Source organism: Streptosporangium sp. CA-115845, from assembly GCF_050943795.1.
In the GTDB taxonomy this organism is placed as follows: Bacteria; Actinomycetota; Actinomycetes; order Streptosporangiales; family Streptosporangiaceae; genus Streptosporangium.
Window position 1 is genome coordinate 7,925,841 of sequence record NZ_CP191988.1, and the last position, 17,494, is coordinate 7,943,334.

Below are 17,494 nucleotides of genomic sequence, written 5' to 3' on the forward strand. Positions count from 1 at the left end.
GTCTACAGACGTGACCACGCCCCCACCGGCGAATCCACCCCACCTGGCACGGCGCCTGAACCCAAAACAGACGGAGCCCTCAGGATCAAACGCCCTCCAAGGTCAGTACCGCTCCGCCTCCAGACCGGCCACCGTCAGTGGGCCCAGTACGCCGAGGGCCGCCGCGCGGCTGAGGTCCTCGTGGTGGGCCTGGTTGCGGAAACTCCGCAGGCAGCCGTAGCAGGAGGTCTCCTCACCGCAGTCGCAGCTGGACACCCTGGCATGCGCCGCCTTCACGACTCCGTCCAGAGCCCGGGCGATGCGGAGCACGCTGCCCGCTCCCCCGGGCACCGCGTCGAACATGACGATCCCGATCCGGTTGCCCGGCCGGGCGTACAGCGTGCCGCCGATGTCGTCGCGGCTCAGTTCGAGTTCCTCCGCCGCCCCCTCCAGCATCGCGTAGAGCAGCGAGTGCCAGCTGGCCGTGTTGGTGGCGAGCGGTATGACGAGATGGTCGAAGTCCAGCGCCAGGATGTCGGTCTCGTAGGGGTGCGCGAGCGAACGTCGCCGGAGTGTTCCGGTGCAGTCCGTACCGCGCAGCAGGTGCGGGTGGGACTTCACCTTTTTCGATGTCAACGGCATCCCGGTGCCGCACCAGTCGCAGATCAGGTAGCCGGCTCCGGTCGGTCCCTCCGAGAGCGCGATCAGCCGTCCCCGTTTACCGGCCCGGCCGAGGATCGTCCCGCCGGTGGAGGCTCGCCATACGATCTCCTCCACCTCGGCCGCCAGGGAGAGGACGTGGGTCGCGCCGTTCCAGCTCCGCTTGGGCGGCGTGGTGGTGGTCTTCGACGGCTTGGACTCCGCGACGAAGCCGAACTCAGGCACGTAGTACTGCCGCGGCGCGTTCCGCGCCACCGTCGAACAGGACGGGCAGATCGGATCGAGCTGCTCGTCTCCCTCCCGGTAGTGCTGGCAGTGCTCGCAGACGAGGTAGTGCTTGCCGACGAGCTCGCGGTCCGGCAGCCGGTAGACGCCACCGGATCGCCAGAGCAGTCCCCCGGCCACGACCTCGGAGCCCGGCGCGTACTCGTAGATCGCCGCGGACAGGTCCCGGGTGAGCTCCAGCTTGGCGCCCACCGCCTCCCCGGAGTACGAGGTGCGCAACTCGACCGTGTCGACCGGGAAACCGTACTTGGGGAGCACGTTCCGGTTGGCGAGGTAGCCGAGCAGGTTGCGCTTGGTCAGAGTGTTGATGGTTCGGGCGTACCGGCTGACGAGGTGGTCCTGACGCGCTTCGAAGGCCGCGACGCGACGTTCCTCGAAGATCTCAACATCGAGGGCGAGTTGGGCCCTGATCTCCTCCAGCAGGTCGGCCAGCGCGTCGACCCAGGCGCCGGTGTTGACGCCGATCTCCCGCTGGACCTCCGGCGGGAGCACCCGCAGCAGCGACTCCATGACGTCTCGGGGGACGGGCGAGAGGAAGGACCGGACCCGCGAGGCGGCCACTCCGCCGTTCTCCGGCAGGAAGAATTCACCCGCCGTCGTCCACGTCTCGCCGCCGACCTTCTTCGCGTGCCGGAAGAACTCCGAGAGGGCCATCGAATGCGCGTGCCGCCGGTCGATCCGCTCGTTCCCGAGCGGGACGTACGGCGCGCGCACCTGCCCGGCGATCATCGAGGCGGGATCCTGGTAGCGGGACAGGTCGTGGGAGCGCCGTTGCGCGTAGGTCACCACCAGCGCGGCCGAGTCCGTCCTGCGTCCCGCCCGCCCAGCGCGCTGGACGTAGTTGGCGGTCGTCGGCGGCATGTTGCGCAGCAGCACCGACTGCAGTTCACCGACGTCCACCCCGAGTTCGAAGGTGGTGGAGCAGGACAGCAGGTTGACCTCGCCGCGCAGGAATCTCTGCTGGATGTCGGCCGCCTCCAGGCTGGTCCACTGGGCGGTGTGCTCGCGGGCCACCAGCGGCACCGGCCGCATCGACTGGTAGACGGCGCGGTAGTGGTTGTCGTCCTCCGCCAGGGACGGAACGGTGAACGGCCGCAGCGTGCCCCGGCAGCCCATGGTGGAGCAGACTCCCCGTACGGAGACCGAGGCGACCCGGCGGCACACGTCGCACCGGTGCGACGACCGGTCCGGTGAGGCGGACGCGAACCGCAGCCATTCGTGGTCGATCTGGCGCAGCGTGCCGAGGGACCGGACGGTGTCCGTCGCCAGCCAGCCGTCCCGCGGTTTGATGATCATCTTCCAACAGCCGCGGAGCACCTCTTTGGGGTCCGCGGCGGAACCGAGGGCCTCCAACACCCGCCGTACGTAGTCAAGCCGCCGGTTCATCCCTCGGGTAGGCAGCCAGCTCAGCACCTTCCTCTTAGGTTCCGAACCGTCCTCCCGCAGGTAGATCGGGCCCCGGCGCGGGTCGAACGCCTCGTCCCTGGGGTCGACGCCGTCCGGCATGGTCAGCACACCCTGCTGCCTGACGCTGCGGAGCAGTTCGGTCAGCAGCGCCCAGCTCTCGTCGTCGGAGAGCCCCAGTCCCCTCAGTCCCGGGGACACCGGCCAGCGGCGCTCACGGTCCAGGTCGACGTGGAGCAGTCCCAGCCCCTCCAGGGACTGGCGGTCGTCCATCGCCACCAGCTCCCGCATGATCCACAGAGCCACCTCGCGCCTGCGCTCCTGGCCGGACATCCGGCGGGTGAACACGTGGGCCCGGTCCGCCGCCTTCGCCACCTGGTAGGTGAGGTCGGCGACACTGACCGCGTCATCGTCCCGGGTGGCCGCTTTCAGCCCTTCGAGGATCAGCCGGCGGTGCTGGATGCTGGAATAGCTGGACTCCAGGTACGGGGCGAAGAACGCGGCGGCCTGCCGGCTGTCGCTGAAGGAGAGCAGCTTGCGGCCCTCCCCCGGCTGGTCGGCCAGCTCCTCCTTCGTAGCCGGGGGCAGCGCCTGGTAGAGGGCGGTGCCGAGGACGGCCACCGCCGCGTCGTTACCGCTCTCGAACTGCCGGACCATCCCCTGCCCCCTGGCCCCGCAGGCGGCGCAGCCGGACGGGGAGTCCTGGTGGGTGTTGAGCCGACGTACCGGCCACAGGGAGGTCGCCGTACAGCCGTCACGCCCGCAGACCAGCCTCGGTGAGAGGTGCAGCCCGCCGCACCCCGCGCAGAGGAACGCGTCGTCCCCGGTGACCTCGGTCGATCCGCCGAGCTCGTCGAGCTCGTCGTCCTCGTCGGCCAGCACCGGGGAGTCACCGAGGAGCAGCCACACCCTGCGCTCGTCCCGCCTGATCCTGGGGGCGAAGACGTAGTCGGCGCCGTCCGCCCGGACCGCGCCGATCAGGTGGACCGCGCCGCACCGCTTGCAGGCGCCGAACTCGAAGGTGGCTCCCTGGCACGACTCGCAGGTCTCGTGACGGCCCAGGGAAACGTGCGGCCCGGCGGGAGTGAGACAGGTGAAGGCGCCCTCGGTCGCCCGGGCGAAGAGGTGGTAGCGGGCGGAGAGCACTGGCGAGCCGGCCAGGTCACGGATCCTGCTGCCCACCGCGACCAGCGCGGCCAGCGTCTCCTCCGGCCGCTCGTGCGGGTCGAAGAGCAACCCGGCGAGGTCCGCGAAGGGGACCGGTCCCGCGGCCAGGCGCCTGCGCAGTTCGGCCATACCCTGTTCGTGGGCGAGGGCCATGCCGGGGTCGTCCGCGGCGAACCCCCGCTCCTTGGCCAGCACCAGCAGGTCGGCGGCCGGGTCGGCGGCCTCGGCCAGCTCCCGGTAGGCGTCGGCGGGCAGCGGTCCCCAGAACGGCTCCTCGGGCATCCGCACCCGGGTCGCGGTGACCAGGTCCTGCCGGGAGGCGTCGCCGGGCACCCACTCGAACGGCACGTCGAAGAGCTTCCTGGCGAACTCGGTGACCGTCGCCGGGTCGTCGCCGACCGTCGCGCTGGTGGCGATGCACTGCAGCGGCCGTTCCGGAGCGACCCGGTCGTGCAGGCGGCGCAGCAGCATCGCCAGCTCCGCCGCCTTGGCGCCGTCGTAGACGTGTGCCTCGTCCAGCGCGACGAACCGCCAGCTCCGCTGCTCGAACAGGTGCAGGTCGTCGGGCCGGAGCAGGAGATACTCCAGCATGGCGTAGTTGGTCAGCAGGAGATGCGGGGGATTCGCCCGCATCTCCTCTCGGCTGAGCAGTTCGTTGGGCAGTCGCGGCTCGCCGGGGTTGAGCGCTTCGAAGTTCTCCTCGCCCACCCGCGCGCTCTCCGGGGTGTCCCCGGTGTACCGGCCGAAGGTGATCTGCGGGACCTTCTCCAGGAGCTTGCGCAGCCGCTTCAACTGGTCGTTGGCCAGCGCGTTCATCGGATAGAGCAGCAGCGCCCGCACCCCCGGGCCGAGGTCGCCGCGGACATGTTCGGCGATCAGCGAGTTCAGGATCGGCAGCAGGAAACTCTCGGTCTTGCCGGAGCCGGTTCCGGTGGCGACCACCAGGTTACGGCCCTGCCCCGCCTTGCGGATCGCGGTCTCCTGGTGCCGGTACAGCGGCCGTTCCAGCGGCGATTCCTTGCCCGCGAGCATGCGGAACGCCGGATCGAGCACGCCCTCGTCGATGAGCTGCCGCAGCGTGGCCCCGGTCGCGTACGGCGGGGTGGCCTCCAGCAGCGGCCCCTTGGTCAGCATGGGACTCGCGGAGATCTCCTCCGCCAGCGCCCGCGCGATCCGCGGTTCGCGGACCGGCAGCAGCGACCGCAGATACCGGCGGTAGCTTTCGACGATCAGGCCGCTGGTGCTCAGCGGATCGAGCGTGTTGCTCACTGCGTCTCCTTTTTCCCCGCGCCGATCAGCAGTTCGGCCAGTACGAGGTCGATCGTCACGAGGTCGGGTGCCACCGCCGCGAGCCGGGCCCAGTCGGCGCGGAAGAGCTGTTCGGCACGAGTGCAGTCCGTATCCCCTCTGGCCGCCAGCCTGGCGAGGAGCGCGAATGCCATCGAAGCCGCGGGCAGGGAGTACCAGCCGCGCCGGTCCGCCGGGGGCCTTCGCTCGTTGACCTGGCGGAGCAGAGCCGACTGTCCCAGCACCGACTGAGCCGTCCTGACCGCGTGCGCGGCGATCTGGCTGACCAGTCGCAATGCCTCCCTGTCCCGGGCGTCGAAAAGCTTGCGCGCCGCCGACGCCCGGGTGTCGGCGTCGAGCAGCGCCTGGGGGACGACGTTGGCGGCTCGCCAGATGCCCTCGATCTGCTGGGCGGTCAGGTGGGCCATCCTCTCGACCTCGGGCCCGAACCGCCCCACTCCCGCCCAGGGGTCGACGCTTTTCTCGGTGATCTCGGCCAGCACCTCACCACACTGCCGTTCCGCCGCCGAGAAGCAGTCGGCGTCCGCCAGGTCTCCGGCCAGCACCGCCGCCGCCGGGGCGAGCGCCCACATCTTCCGCGCCGTGCCGACCTGATCTAGGTCCGGTACGGCGGTCGCCGCGAGACCCGAGGTGATGAGGGCGACCACCGTGCGGTCCGGCTCGAAGCCGAGACCCACCAGCGCGACCAGCGCGTCGGCGGGTCGCCGCAGCAGTGGCCGGGAGCAGTGCAACCGGAACTGCTGCACGTCCGAGGACGACCGGAGCTGGTGCATGAGATCCAGCGTGGTCCAGATCCGCCGCAGATCGTCGACCTCGTCAGGGAAGGCCCCCTCCCCCGCCACGAAGCGGGAGAGCTTCGTCTCCTCGGGATCCTCGCTGACCAGATGCCCTTCGCCGCCGACCGTCAGGTAGTGGTCGGGCCAGCGTGGCCATTCGGCCGGCACCCACGGGTCGTCCACCTGGAGGTAGAGAAGCAGGGGACCGGCGTCGGCCAGTTCGGGGACGAGTGGAATCCTGCCGTCCTGCTCTACGGGAACGATCAGCGGCTCGCGCCAGGGCGCCCGGGCAGCGTAGATCCCGGCCGTCAGCCCTTCGACGGGCACGAATTCGGCGAGCTGGAGGTGTCCGTCCACCCGGTCGGCGCTCCGCGCGAGCTGGCGGGGGCGAATGCTCGCGACCCTGATGATCTCCTTACCCACGTCCAGCAGCAGGTCGGCCCGCTGGTGCTCGTGCACCGTGTCGGCGATCCTGACCAGGTCGTAGCGGGCCGTTCCCTCCTGGGCCCGGCCACCGGACGGGACCTCCTGCACGATCCGTCCCCCGACCACCACCCGCAGCGTCGGCAGAGTGCGCGCCTCGGGAACCCGGACGAGCAGGGCGCCGGGGCCGTCGGTGAACACGTCGGAGGCGATCCGCAGCGGACCCGCCCGCCAGCCCGGCGACTCGGCGGCCCGTTCGTGCATGATCTGGACGTGCGGAGGGGTGACCACCAGGGGTTCGGACTCGATGTCGGTCCGGTACTCGACCACACCGGCGAGCTGGTCGGTGTCGAAGGAGAGCGTCCTCGGGTTGGCACGGGCCCCGATCACCGCCGACAGCTCGGCCCGGCCGTCGGCCAGACCCGAGCTGCCGAACACCCGGACCTCGGGGGTGAAGCGCACGTCAAGACCCTCGGCCACGAACACCGTGCGCTTGGTCCCGCGTCCCAACGGACCGCGTACGACGATGTCGAAGGCGCCGAGCAGCGGCCGGGGCAGCGAGTCCCACAGGTCGGTGACCGTGGTGGGCTCACTGGTCGTCTTCGTGCGTGACCCGATGACGGTGTCACTCCCGCTGGTCCGCGCCTCGATCAGCCAGTTCGTGTCCGCGCCGGACTCGCCCGGCAACCAGATCTCCGGCGGGTGTGGATAAACCGGGGAACCGTAGGGCGTGGTGACTCCCCGGACGGGGTCGCCGGTGACGATCCTGGGGTGGGAGTAGCCGCGTACGGTACGGCGGCTGGCGGGAAGCCCGGCGAGTTCGACCGAGCGCACACCCCGCAGTGAGACCTGCCGCAGGCACCAGCCGTCCCAGCCCAGCGGTAGCTGCCCCTCGACGGTCACCGTGAGCGGGCCGTCCGCCGTCAGCGCGTGCTCGTCGGGATGCACCACCCAGACCACATCGGGCGGGAGCGGCAGACTCGGCGGCAGCCGGCGACCGTCCTCGGCGAAGACCAGCAGGGGCGCGGCCGGGTCGACAACGGAGAGTTCGCTCTGGTGCTGCCAGCCCGCGAGGGCGACCACGGCCGTCCGGACCGGCCGGAGCAGGCCGAAGCTGGTCGAGGGGGCGCCCTCGGCCGTCCCCACCCACTGGGCCTGGCTGCGGACCGTGGTGGTCACCCCGTCGGCGGTGATGTTCCAGCGCGCGATCCCGTCGGGGGTCTCGCTGATCGCGGGCAGGACCACCTCGACCCCCCGGCCGAAGGGGTCGAGGGCGATCCTGGGCCGTTCGGTGCGCGTACGGCTTCCACTGGAGGACCGCGAGGCGTTCAGGGTGAGACGGCCCTCGTCCGCCAGTTGCTGGGCGCGGCCGACCACCCGGGGTGGCAGGCCGACGCCGTCGAGATCCGGGGCCGAGTCCCCCAGCCGGTCCAGCAGGTCGAAGCTGCGCTCGACGAAGTCCAGCGCGAACTCGGTGCCGTGCTGCAGGAAACGGCGCGCGGGCACGTCGAGCTCCTGGAGGCGCTTCTCCAGGCCCGGCGCGGTCGCCCAGGCGAGGAAGCCCTCGGCGTCCAGCCCCCGCTCGACGGCCCTGCGCTGGGTGATCAGCCGGAAGTAGTCCTCCAGGCAGTAGGTCGGGATGCCGGTGTGCATCAGGATCGGGCCGAGGTAGGGCATCGACATGTCGGGGAAGGTGGGCATGCCGAGACTGTCGACCGCCGCGACGAACCCCTGTCCCCAGATGGTCTGGTCCTCCGGCAGCCCCCGGTAACGGACGGCCTTCCACAGCTCAGGCCAGAACGTCCCTCGCTGGTAGCCCCGGGCGGCGACCCCGGTGACGGCGACCGCCACGCAGGAAGGCCACTGCACGAAGAAGTCACCGGGCCGTCGACCGCTCCTGGTCCATTTCTCATAGACCTTGCCAAGGACCGATGCCACCTGCTCGCTGTAGGTGTCCTTGACGTCGACCTCCGCGATCAGGGACGACCCTCGCAAACGTCTGGACCAGGATTTTTCCCGGATATTGAGCAGTCCTACAGGGCCGGTCTTTTTCGGGGACTCCGCATCTTTGGAACCTTCCATGCCAGCGAAAGTAATCACTGACCACGGCATCCGGAATAGGACGGCACGAATAGTTATTCGATGCTTGTAACCGGGAAAAGGGTCGGCTCCCCCTGCCGGGGAATCTCCACAACCTGGGGAAGCGGGGAGAGCGGCAGCGCGTCGTCCTTTTCCCGCTCGACCATCTGGCGCCACTCATCCAGGGTTCCCGAGACCATGAGAGGTCCGGCCGCGCTGGATCTCCGGGAGCATGATCTCTCTCCGGGAGATCTTCCCGACCAGCGTCTGGATGTCGTTCTCCAACTTCTCGACCGGCATGAGGCGACCTCAGCGATAGGCGCGACAACAGAACTGGTCGATCACTTTAACCTCCCGTTCCGACAGTTTGAAATTCCGCTTTCATCATCGCCGTCAAGGATAGCCACATATCGGACCAACCGGAAAGAACATTTTTTATTACCTAAATGACTGACCTTCGGTCTTTCTCTGCTGGATACGCAGGATCCGTCCATCGAGGGCGGCGAGGATCGCGTGGCCGCTTCGTCCTGATTTATGCAAATCTTTCAGGGAGAGTTTCGTGGTAGGACCCACAACCAATCGTCTTCGGACGCTGTGCTCGCTTCTTCTTGGCGGCCGGAGCCTCGCAAGGGTCCAGACCGTGCGCGGTCAGTCGCCACACACCTGATCGAAACTGGCCGGCCTCGCTGCACATCGCCGAGAGGTCGAAGATGCTCCGGTTGGCGACCCGGCCTGACACGACGAAACCTCGCCTGCCTTCGGGGGCGCAGTGAGTTAGATAACGGATATGCGTCATCGAGGTGGACTGTCGTCCTCGGGCGACAGGGTTGGAGAGTGCCGACTTCTTTGTCCCCTGCAGACGCGGTAAAACTGGTGCTGTCCACGATCGGTGCCGCAGTCGGCCCCGATCGCGCTCAGGCCGAGGAACAGGCCGGACGGCTGGCCGCGGAGCTGAAAGGATCCCAGCCGGCGCTTCGGCAAGCCGGCGCCTACATCGTCAACACTCCCGGTGCGGACCTGGCCGGCTACCTGCGTCTGCTGCACACCACTTCTGAAGGCGTCCCGGGTGCCGGCGCGGTGGCCCGGGTATGGGCGCTGACGTGCCCACAGATCGAGCAGGCCGACCCCCTGGCGATCCACGCGCTGCGAGTGCTGGCCTGCTACGCGCCCGAGGACCTGCCGCGCGCGGTGCTGAACGGGCTCCAGGGCGCCGAGGAGATCGCCCTGGACGGCGCGCTGGACCTGCTGGTCTCCTACGGCGTGATTGACCGGTCGCCGGATGGTCTGCTGGTAAGTGTGCACCGTCAGGTCCAGGCCGTCATCATGGCCGGGCTGACCGAGGACGAGCGCGCCGCCTGCGGAGCTACCGCGGCCACCCTGCTGCAGGCGGTGCTTCCCTCCGATTCCGGGCATCCCTCCTCGTGGCCGGCCTACGCGAGCCTGTTGGCGCATGCCCGCGCCGTCCTGGCCCTCGACTCTTCCACCATGGGCTCCGTCATCGAGTACCTGTACGACAGGGGTGAGTACAGCACCGCCCTGTCCCTGCAACACCGGCGCCACGCTGTCATGCACGAGACCCTGGGCCCCGAACATGCCGACACCTTGACCGCCCGCGCCGCCCTCTCCTCCCTGGTCGGGGTGATGGGGAACATCGCCGAGGCCCGGGACCGGTTGGCCGAGCTGGAACCGATGACCGAACGACTGCTGGGGCCGGACCACCCCACCACGCTGGACATCCGCGCCACCCTCGCCAGCCTGGCCGGAGCAGCGGGGAACACCGCCGAGGCCCGGGACCGGTTCACGGCGCTGGTACCGGTACTGGAGCGGGCCCTGGGTCCTGGGCACTCCGTCACCCTGAACGCCCGCGCCAACCTCGCTTTCTGGGCGGGGGAAGCGGGAACTCCGGCCGCCGAGGCCCGGGATCGGTTCGCGGCGCTGATGCCGGTGCTGGAGCAGGCTTTGGGCTGCGAGCACTTGATCACCCTGAACGCCCGCGTCGGCCTCGCCCGTTGGAGCGGGGAAAGCGGCGACCCGGCCGATGCCCGAGACCGGTTCGCGGCGCTGGTGCCGGTGCTGGAGCAAGCTTTGGGTTGCGAGCACCCCACTACCTTGAACGCCCGCGTCGGCCTCGCCCGCTGGAGCGGGGAAAGCGGCGACCCGGCCGATGCCCGAGACCGGTTCGCGGCGCTGGTGCCGGTGCTGGAGCAAGCTTTGGGTTGCGAGCACCCCACTACCTTGAACGCCCGCGTCGGCCTCGCCCGCTGGAGCGGGGAAAGCGGCGACCCGGCCGATGCCCGAGACCGGTTCGCGGCACTGCTCCCCCTAGTCGAACGAGCACGGGGTCCTGAGCACCCCGTCACCTTTGAGATCCGCAGTGCTCTCGCCGATTGGACAGGAGAGGCCGGGGACGCGGCCGGTGCCCGGGACCGATTCTCGGCGCTGGTACCGGTACTCGAGCGGGTCGTAGGCCCTGAGCATCCCATCACTCTGGGCGCTCGTTTCCACCTGGCCCGCTGGACGGGGGAGGCGGGAGACGCAGCCGGCGCCCGATATCAGTTCACGATGTTGATACCGGTGTTCAAGCGAGTGCTGGGTTCCGAGCATCTGACCACGCTGACCGGACGCTTCCACCTCGCTGTGTGGATGAGCAATGCGGGGGACGCGGCCGGTGGGATGGACCAGTTGGCGGTGCTGGTGCCGGTGATCGAACGGGTCCTGGGCCCCGAACACCCCACCACGCTGACCGCCCGTTTCTTCTTCGCCTCCTTGGCGGGGCAGATGGGAAACACCGTCGACGCCCGAGACCAGCTGGCGGTGCTGGGGCCGATGATCGAGCGGCTGCTGGGGCCGGACCACCCCACCACGCTGGCCGCCCGCGCCGAGCATGCCCATTGGGCGAAGTACGCCAGACGCTCAGCGTGGAGGCGATGGTTTCGGAGACGATGAACGATCAATGGGCCAAGAGGTACTCCCCGCAAACAACCGGCCCTGGCGATCGGCGCGATCTCCAATAGCGGTTGGAATCGCCCCCTTCGGGCCTGTCGACACTCATCGACCTCAGCACCTCTCCCAGCATCCATTTCGCTATTTGATGGGAGTGTGACGATCACTCAGTCTGCTCCCCGGGAGGTGGGGGTGTCAGGGTGCACCAGACGATTTTGCCGCCGGGGGTGGGGCGGTAGTAGCCCCAGTCGGTGGCGAGCAGGTCGACGAGGTGCAGGCCGCGGCCGTGTTCGTCGTCGGGGGTGGGGTCGCGGACGACCGGGGTGAGCGGGCTGGCGTCCCAGACGCGGAGCACGACGGTCTCGCCCATCCGGTAGAGGTCCATCCAGATCTGGTCCGGGTCGGCGTACGGGATCGCCTTGGCGGCGTCGGGGCACGCGGTGTGCGCGGTGATCGCGTTGGAGACCAGCTCGGAGGCGATGAGCTGGGCGGTCTCGATCAGGTCGTCCCGGTGCCAGCTCTCCAGTACGCGCCGGACGTGGACCCGGGCGTAGTAGGGCGAGGTCGGGAAGACGGAGAGCTTGAGGTACTGCGTGCTGCTGGTGGCACCGGTCATTTCACCCGCTCCTGGTTGGTACGTCGGGCATAGGACCGGCACCGTTCGCAGCCGGGGACGCCGCTCACCCCCACGGGGGACGGGGGCACGGTGCCGGTCCTATGGGAGTACGGCCGGGGAGCGTCGCAGATGTATCGCCGGTCGTACCGCTGAGGCCGGACGGGCACCCGGTACGGGGTGGGCCGCCTCAGGAGGGAAGATCGCCCGCCCGGCCGTCTGGGGAAATCATGCGTTTCGCCTCCTAGCGGGGCGCCCGCCTGGAAGGCTTACGGAGAGAGCATGCACCATCACCATGAGTAAATGCAATGCAGGTTCTTACACTGCCCGCATAGTCCAGAGAGGTGCTGAAGATGCAGGAGAAGGATGAGTTGGGAGCAGCTGCACCCCTGCCACGGATCAAGCGCCAACCGCCAACGGTGCGCCTGCGGCGTCTGGCAGCCGAGCTGCGCCGCCTCCGTCAGGAGGCCGGACTATCTCAGGCCGAGGTAACCGAGAAGACCGACGTCAACCTCGCCACACTCCACCGGATCGAGACGGCCAAGACCAAGCCGCAACTCCGGACGCTCAACGCTCTACTCGACGCCTACGGTGTCACCGGCAGCCAGCGCACAGATCTGGTGACGCTCCAGAAGGAGGCCAAGCAGCGCGGGTGGTTACACGGCCTCGAAGCAGACCTCCCCGACAAGTACAGCGCCTATATCGGCCTGGAGGCCGAGGCCCAGCAGGCCATCAACTATGAGTCGCTGTTCGTCCCCGGTCTGCTGCAGACCGAGGACTACATGCGGGCGATGATCCGTGGTGTTCGTCCGACCGTTACCGATGACGAAATCGAGGATCGTGTCGCTGCCCGGATGCAACGACAGGCTCTCCTGGAGGGAGACACACCGCTTCACCTATGGGCGATCCTGGATCAGGCCGCCCTGCTCCGACAGGTTGGCGGCGACTCCGTCATGCGTGCTCAACTCAAGCACCTGGCCCAGCAGGCTCGACGCCCGCATGTCACCGTCCAGGTCATCCCGTTTTCCGCCGGAGCCCACCCAGGCATGCCCGGCAGCTTCATCGTTTTGAAATTCGCTGCGGACAACCCCGATGTGATTCACATCGACAGCATGGCCGGCGACCTTTTCCTTGAGGAAGAAACGGATATCCAGCGGTATAACGATATGTGTGAGCATCTTCGCGCGGTAGCGCTCAGCCCCGCCGACACAGCAGCGCTACTCGCATCTCTACACAGAGATCACTAGCGAAAGGAACCAAGATGCAACCAGACCTGTCCGGTGCACGCTGGCGCAAGAGCAGCCTCAGCGCCGATGGCCCAAGCTGCGTCGAGATGGCCTTCGTCGGCAACGACGTCGCCGTCCGCGACACCAAAAACCGCAACGGCGGCACCCTCATCTTCCCCCGCAACCAGTGGACCGCCTTCACCCAAGGCATCAAAAACGGCGATTTCGACGCCATCCCCTAACCGCCCCGAAGACGCCAAAACCGACAGGGCGCTCTCTGACCGCCCTGTCGGGAAGCCTCCCCCCACCCGCGCTCTCGTTCAAGCACCGCGCGAACTCCACAGGCATTCACTTTGCGTGACGATATATTTACCCAGTGCTTACGGCCTGCATCGACGAGAGTCTCCGGCGCCGCCCCGGCGATTGCAGCGTTTACGCGATGGCTGCGGTCATCGTGGACTCCGCCGACCAGGACGATATCCGCATAACCCTGGAATCTTTACGCCTCGGCAAGAGCCCCCGTCTGCACTGGCGGGACGAATCCCCCGCTCGGCAATTGATCATCGCCGAACGACTCGCAAGCATGCCGATCCGCGGAATCGTCACGGTGCATCTTCATAGTAGGGATATCCGAACAGAACGTGCCCGTCGCCGTTGCCTTGAGCGACTGCTCACCGAGGTCGACCATGCTGAGGTTACGACGGTTGCCATCGAGAGTCGCTCACCCGAACAGGATCATCTCGACCGAGGACTCCTGACCGGACTTCGCATGGCGCATATCCTGCCAAAAAACCTGACCGTCACATGGCGCCCATCTGTCAGCGAACCACTTCTTTGGGCCGCAGACGCCGTCGTCAGTGCCACAACATGGTGGCTGGACGGTCGAACCCGCTACTACGACCTGCTCGCAGAGCAGGTCCGCATGATCTGCCTTGAATGACTCTCAACAGCGCGAAGGCCGGACGCCCGATTCCATCGGGAGGCCCGGCCTCACTTCCACACCCCAGGGGGTGCGGCACTGCCCAGTGTGCCTTACCAACGGCGATCAGGCAAGCGCGTTGAGTTATGGAGGAAGCCGTGGAGTCCGCGCACCTGCGCATGGTCGTTTCCTGGGAAATATGCCATCGAGGCGATTGCTTCCCTAGATAACGACCTTGGGACGAGGCAGCAGTCGAGGGTGGAGCCGTCACCGGATGGTGACGGCCCTGATCCGAAAATCGCCTCAGCTGTCCTCGAAGCCGAACTGGTCGAACTTCAGGACGCGGGCGTTCTCCGAGACGATGCGTACCTTGTCCTCCGGGAATCCGCCCGGCCGGTGGGCGGTGATCTCGACGGTCAACTCCAGCTCGGCACCCTCCACCGCGGCCAGGTGCTGGATGACCTCCTGGACGGCCTTGGTGAAGCTCTTCTGGTAGAACTCCGGGTCGAGCTTGGTGACTCCGTAGAACCTGACGTTCCTGGGGCCGGACGGTGGTGGCGGGGTGCCGCCACCGGGCTGCGGGACGACGACCGTCACCCCGCCCGATCCGGTGCCCGCGCCGGAGGTCGAGCCCGAGGAACCGGTGCCCCCCGTGATCGTCGCCGAACCGGCCGCTGCGGCGGCCGCCGCGTCGGCCTCGGCCTTGGCCTGGGCGTCGGCACGCTGCTGGGCCAGGGCGAGGTCGGGCCGGACCAGCAGCGTGTTGTCGGTGAGCTGTCCGAACCAGCCCTTCGGCGGCATGGCCAGACCCTCGAAGCGCTGTCCGTCATAGCTTGTCGCGAGGGCGAAGCCGGTGCGCTCCCAGTCCAGCTCGTCGGGACCAGCGGCAAGCCCGCCGTCGAGCACCTCCCGATCGCGGAGCCTCGGGAGATAGGGGTAACGGCAGTAGTAGCTCCACAGCTCACCGACGGTGATGTGTCCTCGTTGCCAGACGCTGGCCAGCTCCCGGTCGAGGTTCCCCCGGATCACCGACGCGGCCTGGACGACTCGGAGCATGTCACGCTGCTTCAGCTTGACGCTGACCCGCTCGGCCAGCCGGTCCTTGCCGCCGTCGGCCTTCTCTTCCTGCCAGGTGATGTGGCCGCCGGGCTGCTGGTCGGGGACGAATGTCCAGTAGTAGGTCTCGCGGATCCGCAGCTCAACGGCCTGGTTGGCGTTGGCCAGCCGGGTCTCCACCTGCTTGATCTGCTGGACGGTGAGATCCAGCTCGTCCTTACGTTTGGCGATGTTCTTCCAGGCCAGATACTCCCGTACGGCGTCCGACAGCTCCTCCATCCGCTTGGCGTCGCCGGCCAGGAAGACCAGCATGTTGCGGTTGATCCGCTGCGCGCTGCTCCGCTTGTCGAGCACCTTCTGGGCGAGGAGACGCGCTGAGGAGTTGGCGTCGTTCTTGGCGTGGACGACGCTCGGGTGCAGGATGACCAGTCGCGCGTCACCGGTGTCCGGCACATCGTTGCTGTCGTCGGTGACGTGCACGGCGGAGAAGTCGCCGCGAGACCTGAGCTCCTTGGCCCGCAGCCGCGTGACGATCTCCAGCCAGACGTCCTCCTTGTGCAGCCGCTCGGCGTAGTCCTTGGCCGTACGGGTGACCGATGCCTGGGTGTCGTACCAGTAGCGGGCACCGTCCACGTAGAGGAAGGTGGCCCGGTCGCTGAGCACGTGCAGCGCGGAACCGAAGTTACCGACGACATCACCAGGGATGGCCACGCCGAGCCGGATGTTCTGCTGCTCGATGCCCTTGTGCTGCTTGGTCAGCGTCGGCGCGGAGCCGAAGAAGAGCGTCCTGGCCAGTCGGCGGGTGAGCGCCCGCTTGCCGAAGACGGTCCGTTCCTTGTCGACCTGGACCGGCGTGGCCGTCTCGCTGTCGACGTCGGTCTCGATGATGGCCTTCCAGTTGTCCTGGAGGTACTGCGTCAGCTCGCTGACCACGGCCGGGTGGTTGAGTGGCAGCGAACCCGGCATGATCAGCGGTCCGGCGTCCTGTGCCTGCCAGAGCTGCTGAATGACGATGCTCATCAGCCGGAGCACACCCCGGGTGCGCTGGAACCGGTCGAGCGTCGACCAGTCCTCGTACAGCCGGTCGAAGAGCTCCGGGTGGATCGGGTAGGCGTCGATGATCCGCTTCTCGTAGGAGACCTCGGAGCACTCGCGCGGGAACTCGCCCTTATGGTCGTTGTAGAACTTCCAGAACTGCTTGGCGATGGCCGCGATCTCGGCCTTCGCCTGGGCGTTGGGCTCCTCGAAGAGGCGACGGCGGACGATCTCGAAGGACTCGTGCGCCCGCGCGGGCTGCCACTGCTGCGCTACCCGGCGGATCACGTTCTGCAGCCGGTCCAGCGCGGCCTGACCGTTGACCCCGCCGACCTCCAGCGCGCTGCCCATGATCCCCTCTTCCGCCTCCTTGTGGCTGGAGGCGGGGATGGAGACGACCAGCAGCGCACCCGGCACGGCCTTGACCGCCTCGGTGATCGTCTGCGCGAAGGTGAACTGGGTGTCGAACGTCCCGGCCGGCAGGTCGTCACGGCCGTAGAGCTGCCTGCCGTAGGCCACCCACTCGTCGATCAGGATCAGGCACGGCGAGTAGGCCGCGATGAGCTGCCGGAGCGCGTCACCGGGGTTGGTGTGCGCCTCGTCGGCCTCCCGGACGATCTCATACGCCTTGCGCCCGCCGAGCTGCCAGGCCAGCTCACCCCAGAGCGTGTGGGTGTGCACGCCGTCCTCGTGGAGCTTCCCAGCGCTCGGGTCGATGTGGTTGCCGACGAGCGCGGCCCGCTGGACCTGGGTGCCGATCGCGCTGGTGTCGGCGTCTCCTAACAGATCAACGACCTCCTGCGGGAACTCGTGTAGCGGTGTCCCGGAGAAGATGTGCCACAGGGCCAGCATCGAGTGGGTCTTGCCACCGCCGAAGTTGGTCTGCAGGTTCCAGACCGGGGTGGCGTTCGGGTCCTTACCGACCCGGGCAACAGCCCGCTGCAGCAGGTCCTTCAGACCTTCGGTGAGGTAGGTGCGCCGGAAGAACTGCACCGGGTCGGAATACTCCTGGCTGGTGCTCTCCCCGATGGAGACCATGTGCAGGTCGGCGGCGAACTCGGCGGCATCCAGCTTGCCCACCTGCACGTCCGCGTGCGGGGTGATGATGTCCCGCCAGGGCTTGAGCCCGTTGGCCTCGATGCTGGGCATGGAGGTCACCGACTGGGCGGCCTTACGGGTCTCACCGTCGTAGAGACTCCGCTGCTGGTCCAACCGGAGCTTGCGCACCTCGTCGGCCCGGTCCATGGCACCGACCGCGACCAGTAATCGCTCCATCGTGTCGAGAGCGCGATAGGTGTCGTCACCGGAGAACGGCTTGGTGTGCGCCCACTTGTTGCCGACCTCGCGCAGCTCACTGGCGAAGTTCTGCTCTCCTCGCGAGAGCCTGTCCTTGAAGACTCGCCATTCCTCGGTGATGACGCGGAGCAGGAAACGCACATCGGTCTTCTCATAGGTCTTGTTCACACCGTGCTTGACGGCGTCCCGTGCCTCGATGACCTGAAGCCAGTCATGGCTCCCTGTCGTAGCCATGCTCATCATCATCTCGACGAACGACTCAAGGCCCTTCCCGAGAATCTCCAGACCCCGGCCGATCCTGTCCCTGTTGCTCAACGCCATGTCG

The 17,494-nt window shown here is 68.0% G+C and carries 9 protein-coding genes; 4 read left to right on the forward strand and 5 right to left on the reverse strand.

What is annotated here, in order from left to right:
- Positions 1-102: 102 nt before the first annotated feature.
- The 3 genes from ACQP0P_RS38050 to ACQP0P_RS38060 form a co-directional block, all read right to left on the reverse strand.
- Positions 103-4,764 (reverse strand): DEAD/DEAH box helicase, encoded by a 4,662-nt coding sequence (locus tag ACQP0P_RS38050; protein WP_433365018.1) that lies wholly within the window; start codon positions 4,762-4,764, stop codon positions 103-105.
- Positions 4,761-7,997 carry a hypothetical protein gene (locus ACQP0P_RS38055; RefSeq protein WP_433365021.1) on the reverse strand — a complete coding sequence of 1,079 codons (3,237 nt, stop codon included), beginning with the start codon at positions 7,995-7,997 and terminating at the stop codon, positions 4,761-4,763. Before ACQP0P_RS38055 ends, ACQP0P_RS38050 begins: the two co-directional genes overlap by 4 nt.
- Before the next feature lie 261 nt (positions 7,998-8,258).
- The gene (locus tag ACQP0P_RS38060) at positions 8,259-8,381 is read right to left on the reverse strand and encodes a hypothetical protein (protein WP_433365023.1); all 123 of its coding nucleotides are present in this window, start codon (positions 8,379-8,381) and stop codon (positions 8,259-8,261) included.
- 573 nt (positions 8,382-8,954) lie between these two features.
- On the opposite strand from ACQP0P_RS38060, the gene ACQP0P_RS38065 reads away from it, so the two are divergent.
- Positions 8,955-11,027, forward strand: a complete 2,073-nt coding sequence (locus ACQP0P_RS38065; protein ID WP_433365026.1) for a tetratricopeptide repeat protein — start codon at positions 8,955-8,957, stop codon at positions 11,025-11,027.
- Between the two features lie 160 nt (positions 11,028-11,187).
- Here ACQP0P_RS38065 and ACQP0P_RS38070 read toward each other — a convergent pair whose 3' ends face one another.
- On the reverse strand, positions 11,188-11,640 hold the full coding sequence (locus ACQP0P_RS38070; RefSeq protein ID WP_433365029.1) for an ATP-binding protein: 453 nt from the start codon (positions 11,638-11,640) through the stop codon (positions 11,188-11,190).
- 350 nt (positions 11,641-11,990) lie between these two features.
- On the opposite strand from ACQP0P_RS38070, the gene ACQP0P_RS38075 reads away from it, so the two are divergent.
- The 3 genes from ACQP0P_RS38075 (at position 11,991) to ACQP0P_RS38085 (ending at position 13,803) form a co-directional block, all read left to right on the forward strand.
- Positions 11,991-12,884 (forward strand): helix-turn-helix domain-containing protein, encoded by an 894-nt coding sequence (locus tag ACQP0P_RS38075; protein ID WP_433382304.1) that lies wholly within the window; start codon positions 11,991-11,993, stop codon positions 12,882-12,884.
- A gap of 14 nt (positions 12,885-12,898) precedes the next feature.
- Complete coding sequence (locus ACQP0P_RS38080; RefSeq protein WP_433365032.1) at positions 12,899-13,105, forward strand: DUF397 domain-containing protein; 207 nt, start codon at positions 12,899-12,901, stop codon at positions 13,103-13,105.
- A gap of 197 nt (positions 13,106-13,302) precedes the next feature.
- Positions 13,303-13,803, forward strand: a complete 501-nt coding sequence (locus tag ACQP0P_RS38085) for a hypothetical protein (RefSeq protein WP_433365035.1) — start codon at positions 13,303-13,305, stop codon at positions 13,801-13,803.
- Between the two features lie 282 nt (positions 13,804-14,085).
- Here ACQP0P_RS38085 and ACQP0P_RS38090 read toward each other — a convergent pair whose 3' ends face one another.
- Positions 14,086-17,490, reverse strand: a complete 3,405-nt coding sequence (locus ACQP0P_RS38090; protein ID WP_433365038.1) for a Swt1 family HEPN domain-containing protein — start codon at positions 17,488-17,490, stop codon at positions 14,086-14,088.
- Positions 17,491-17,494: the final 4 nt, after the last annotated feature.

Coding starts and splice junctions, on each gene's coding strand:
- ACQP0P_RS38060 (WP_433365023.1), bottom strand. CDS start 8,381: ATGCCGGTCGAGAAGTTGGAGAACGACATCCAGACGCTGGTCGGGAAG.
- ACQP0P_RS38070 (WP_433365029.1), bottom strand. CDS start 11,640: ATGACCGGTGCCACCAGCAGCACGCAGTACCTCAAGCTCTCCGTCTTC.
- ACQP0P_RS38075 (WP_433382304.1), top strand. CDS start 11,991: ATGCAGGAGAAGGATGAGTTGGGAGCAGCTGCACCCCTGCCACGGATC.
- ACQP0P_RS38080 (WP_433365032.1), top strand. CDS start 12,899: ATGCAACCAGACCTGTCCGGTGCACGCTGGCGCAAGAGCAGCCTCAGC.
- ACQP0P_RS38085 (WP_433365035.1), top strand. CDS start 13,303: ATGGCTGCGGTCATCGTGGACTCCGCCGACCAGGACGATATCCGCATA.
- ACQP0P_RS38090 (WP_433365038.1), bottom strand. CDS start 17,490: ATGGCGTTGAGCAACAGGGACAGGATCGGCCGGGGTCTGGAGATTCTC.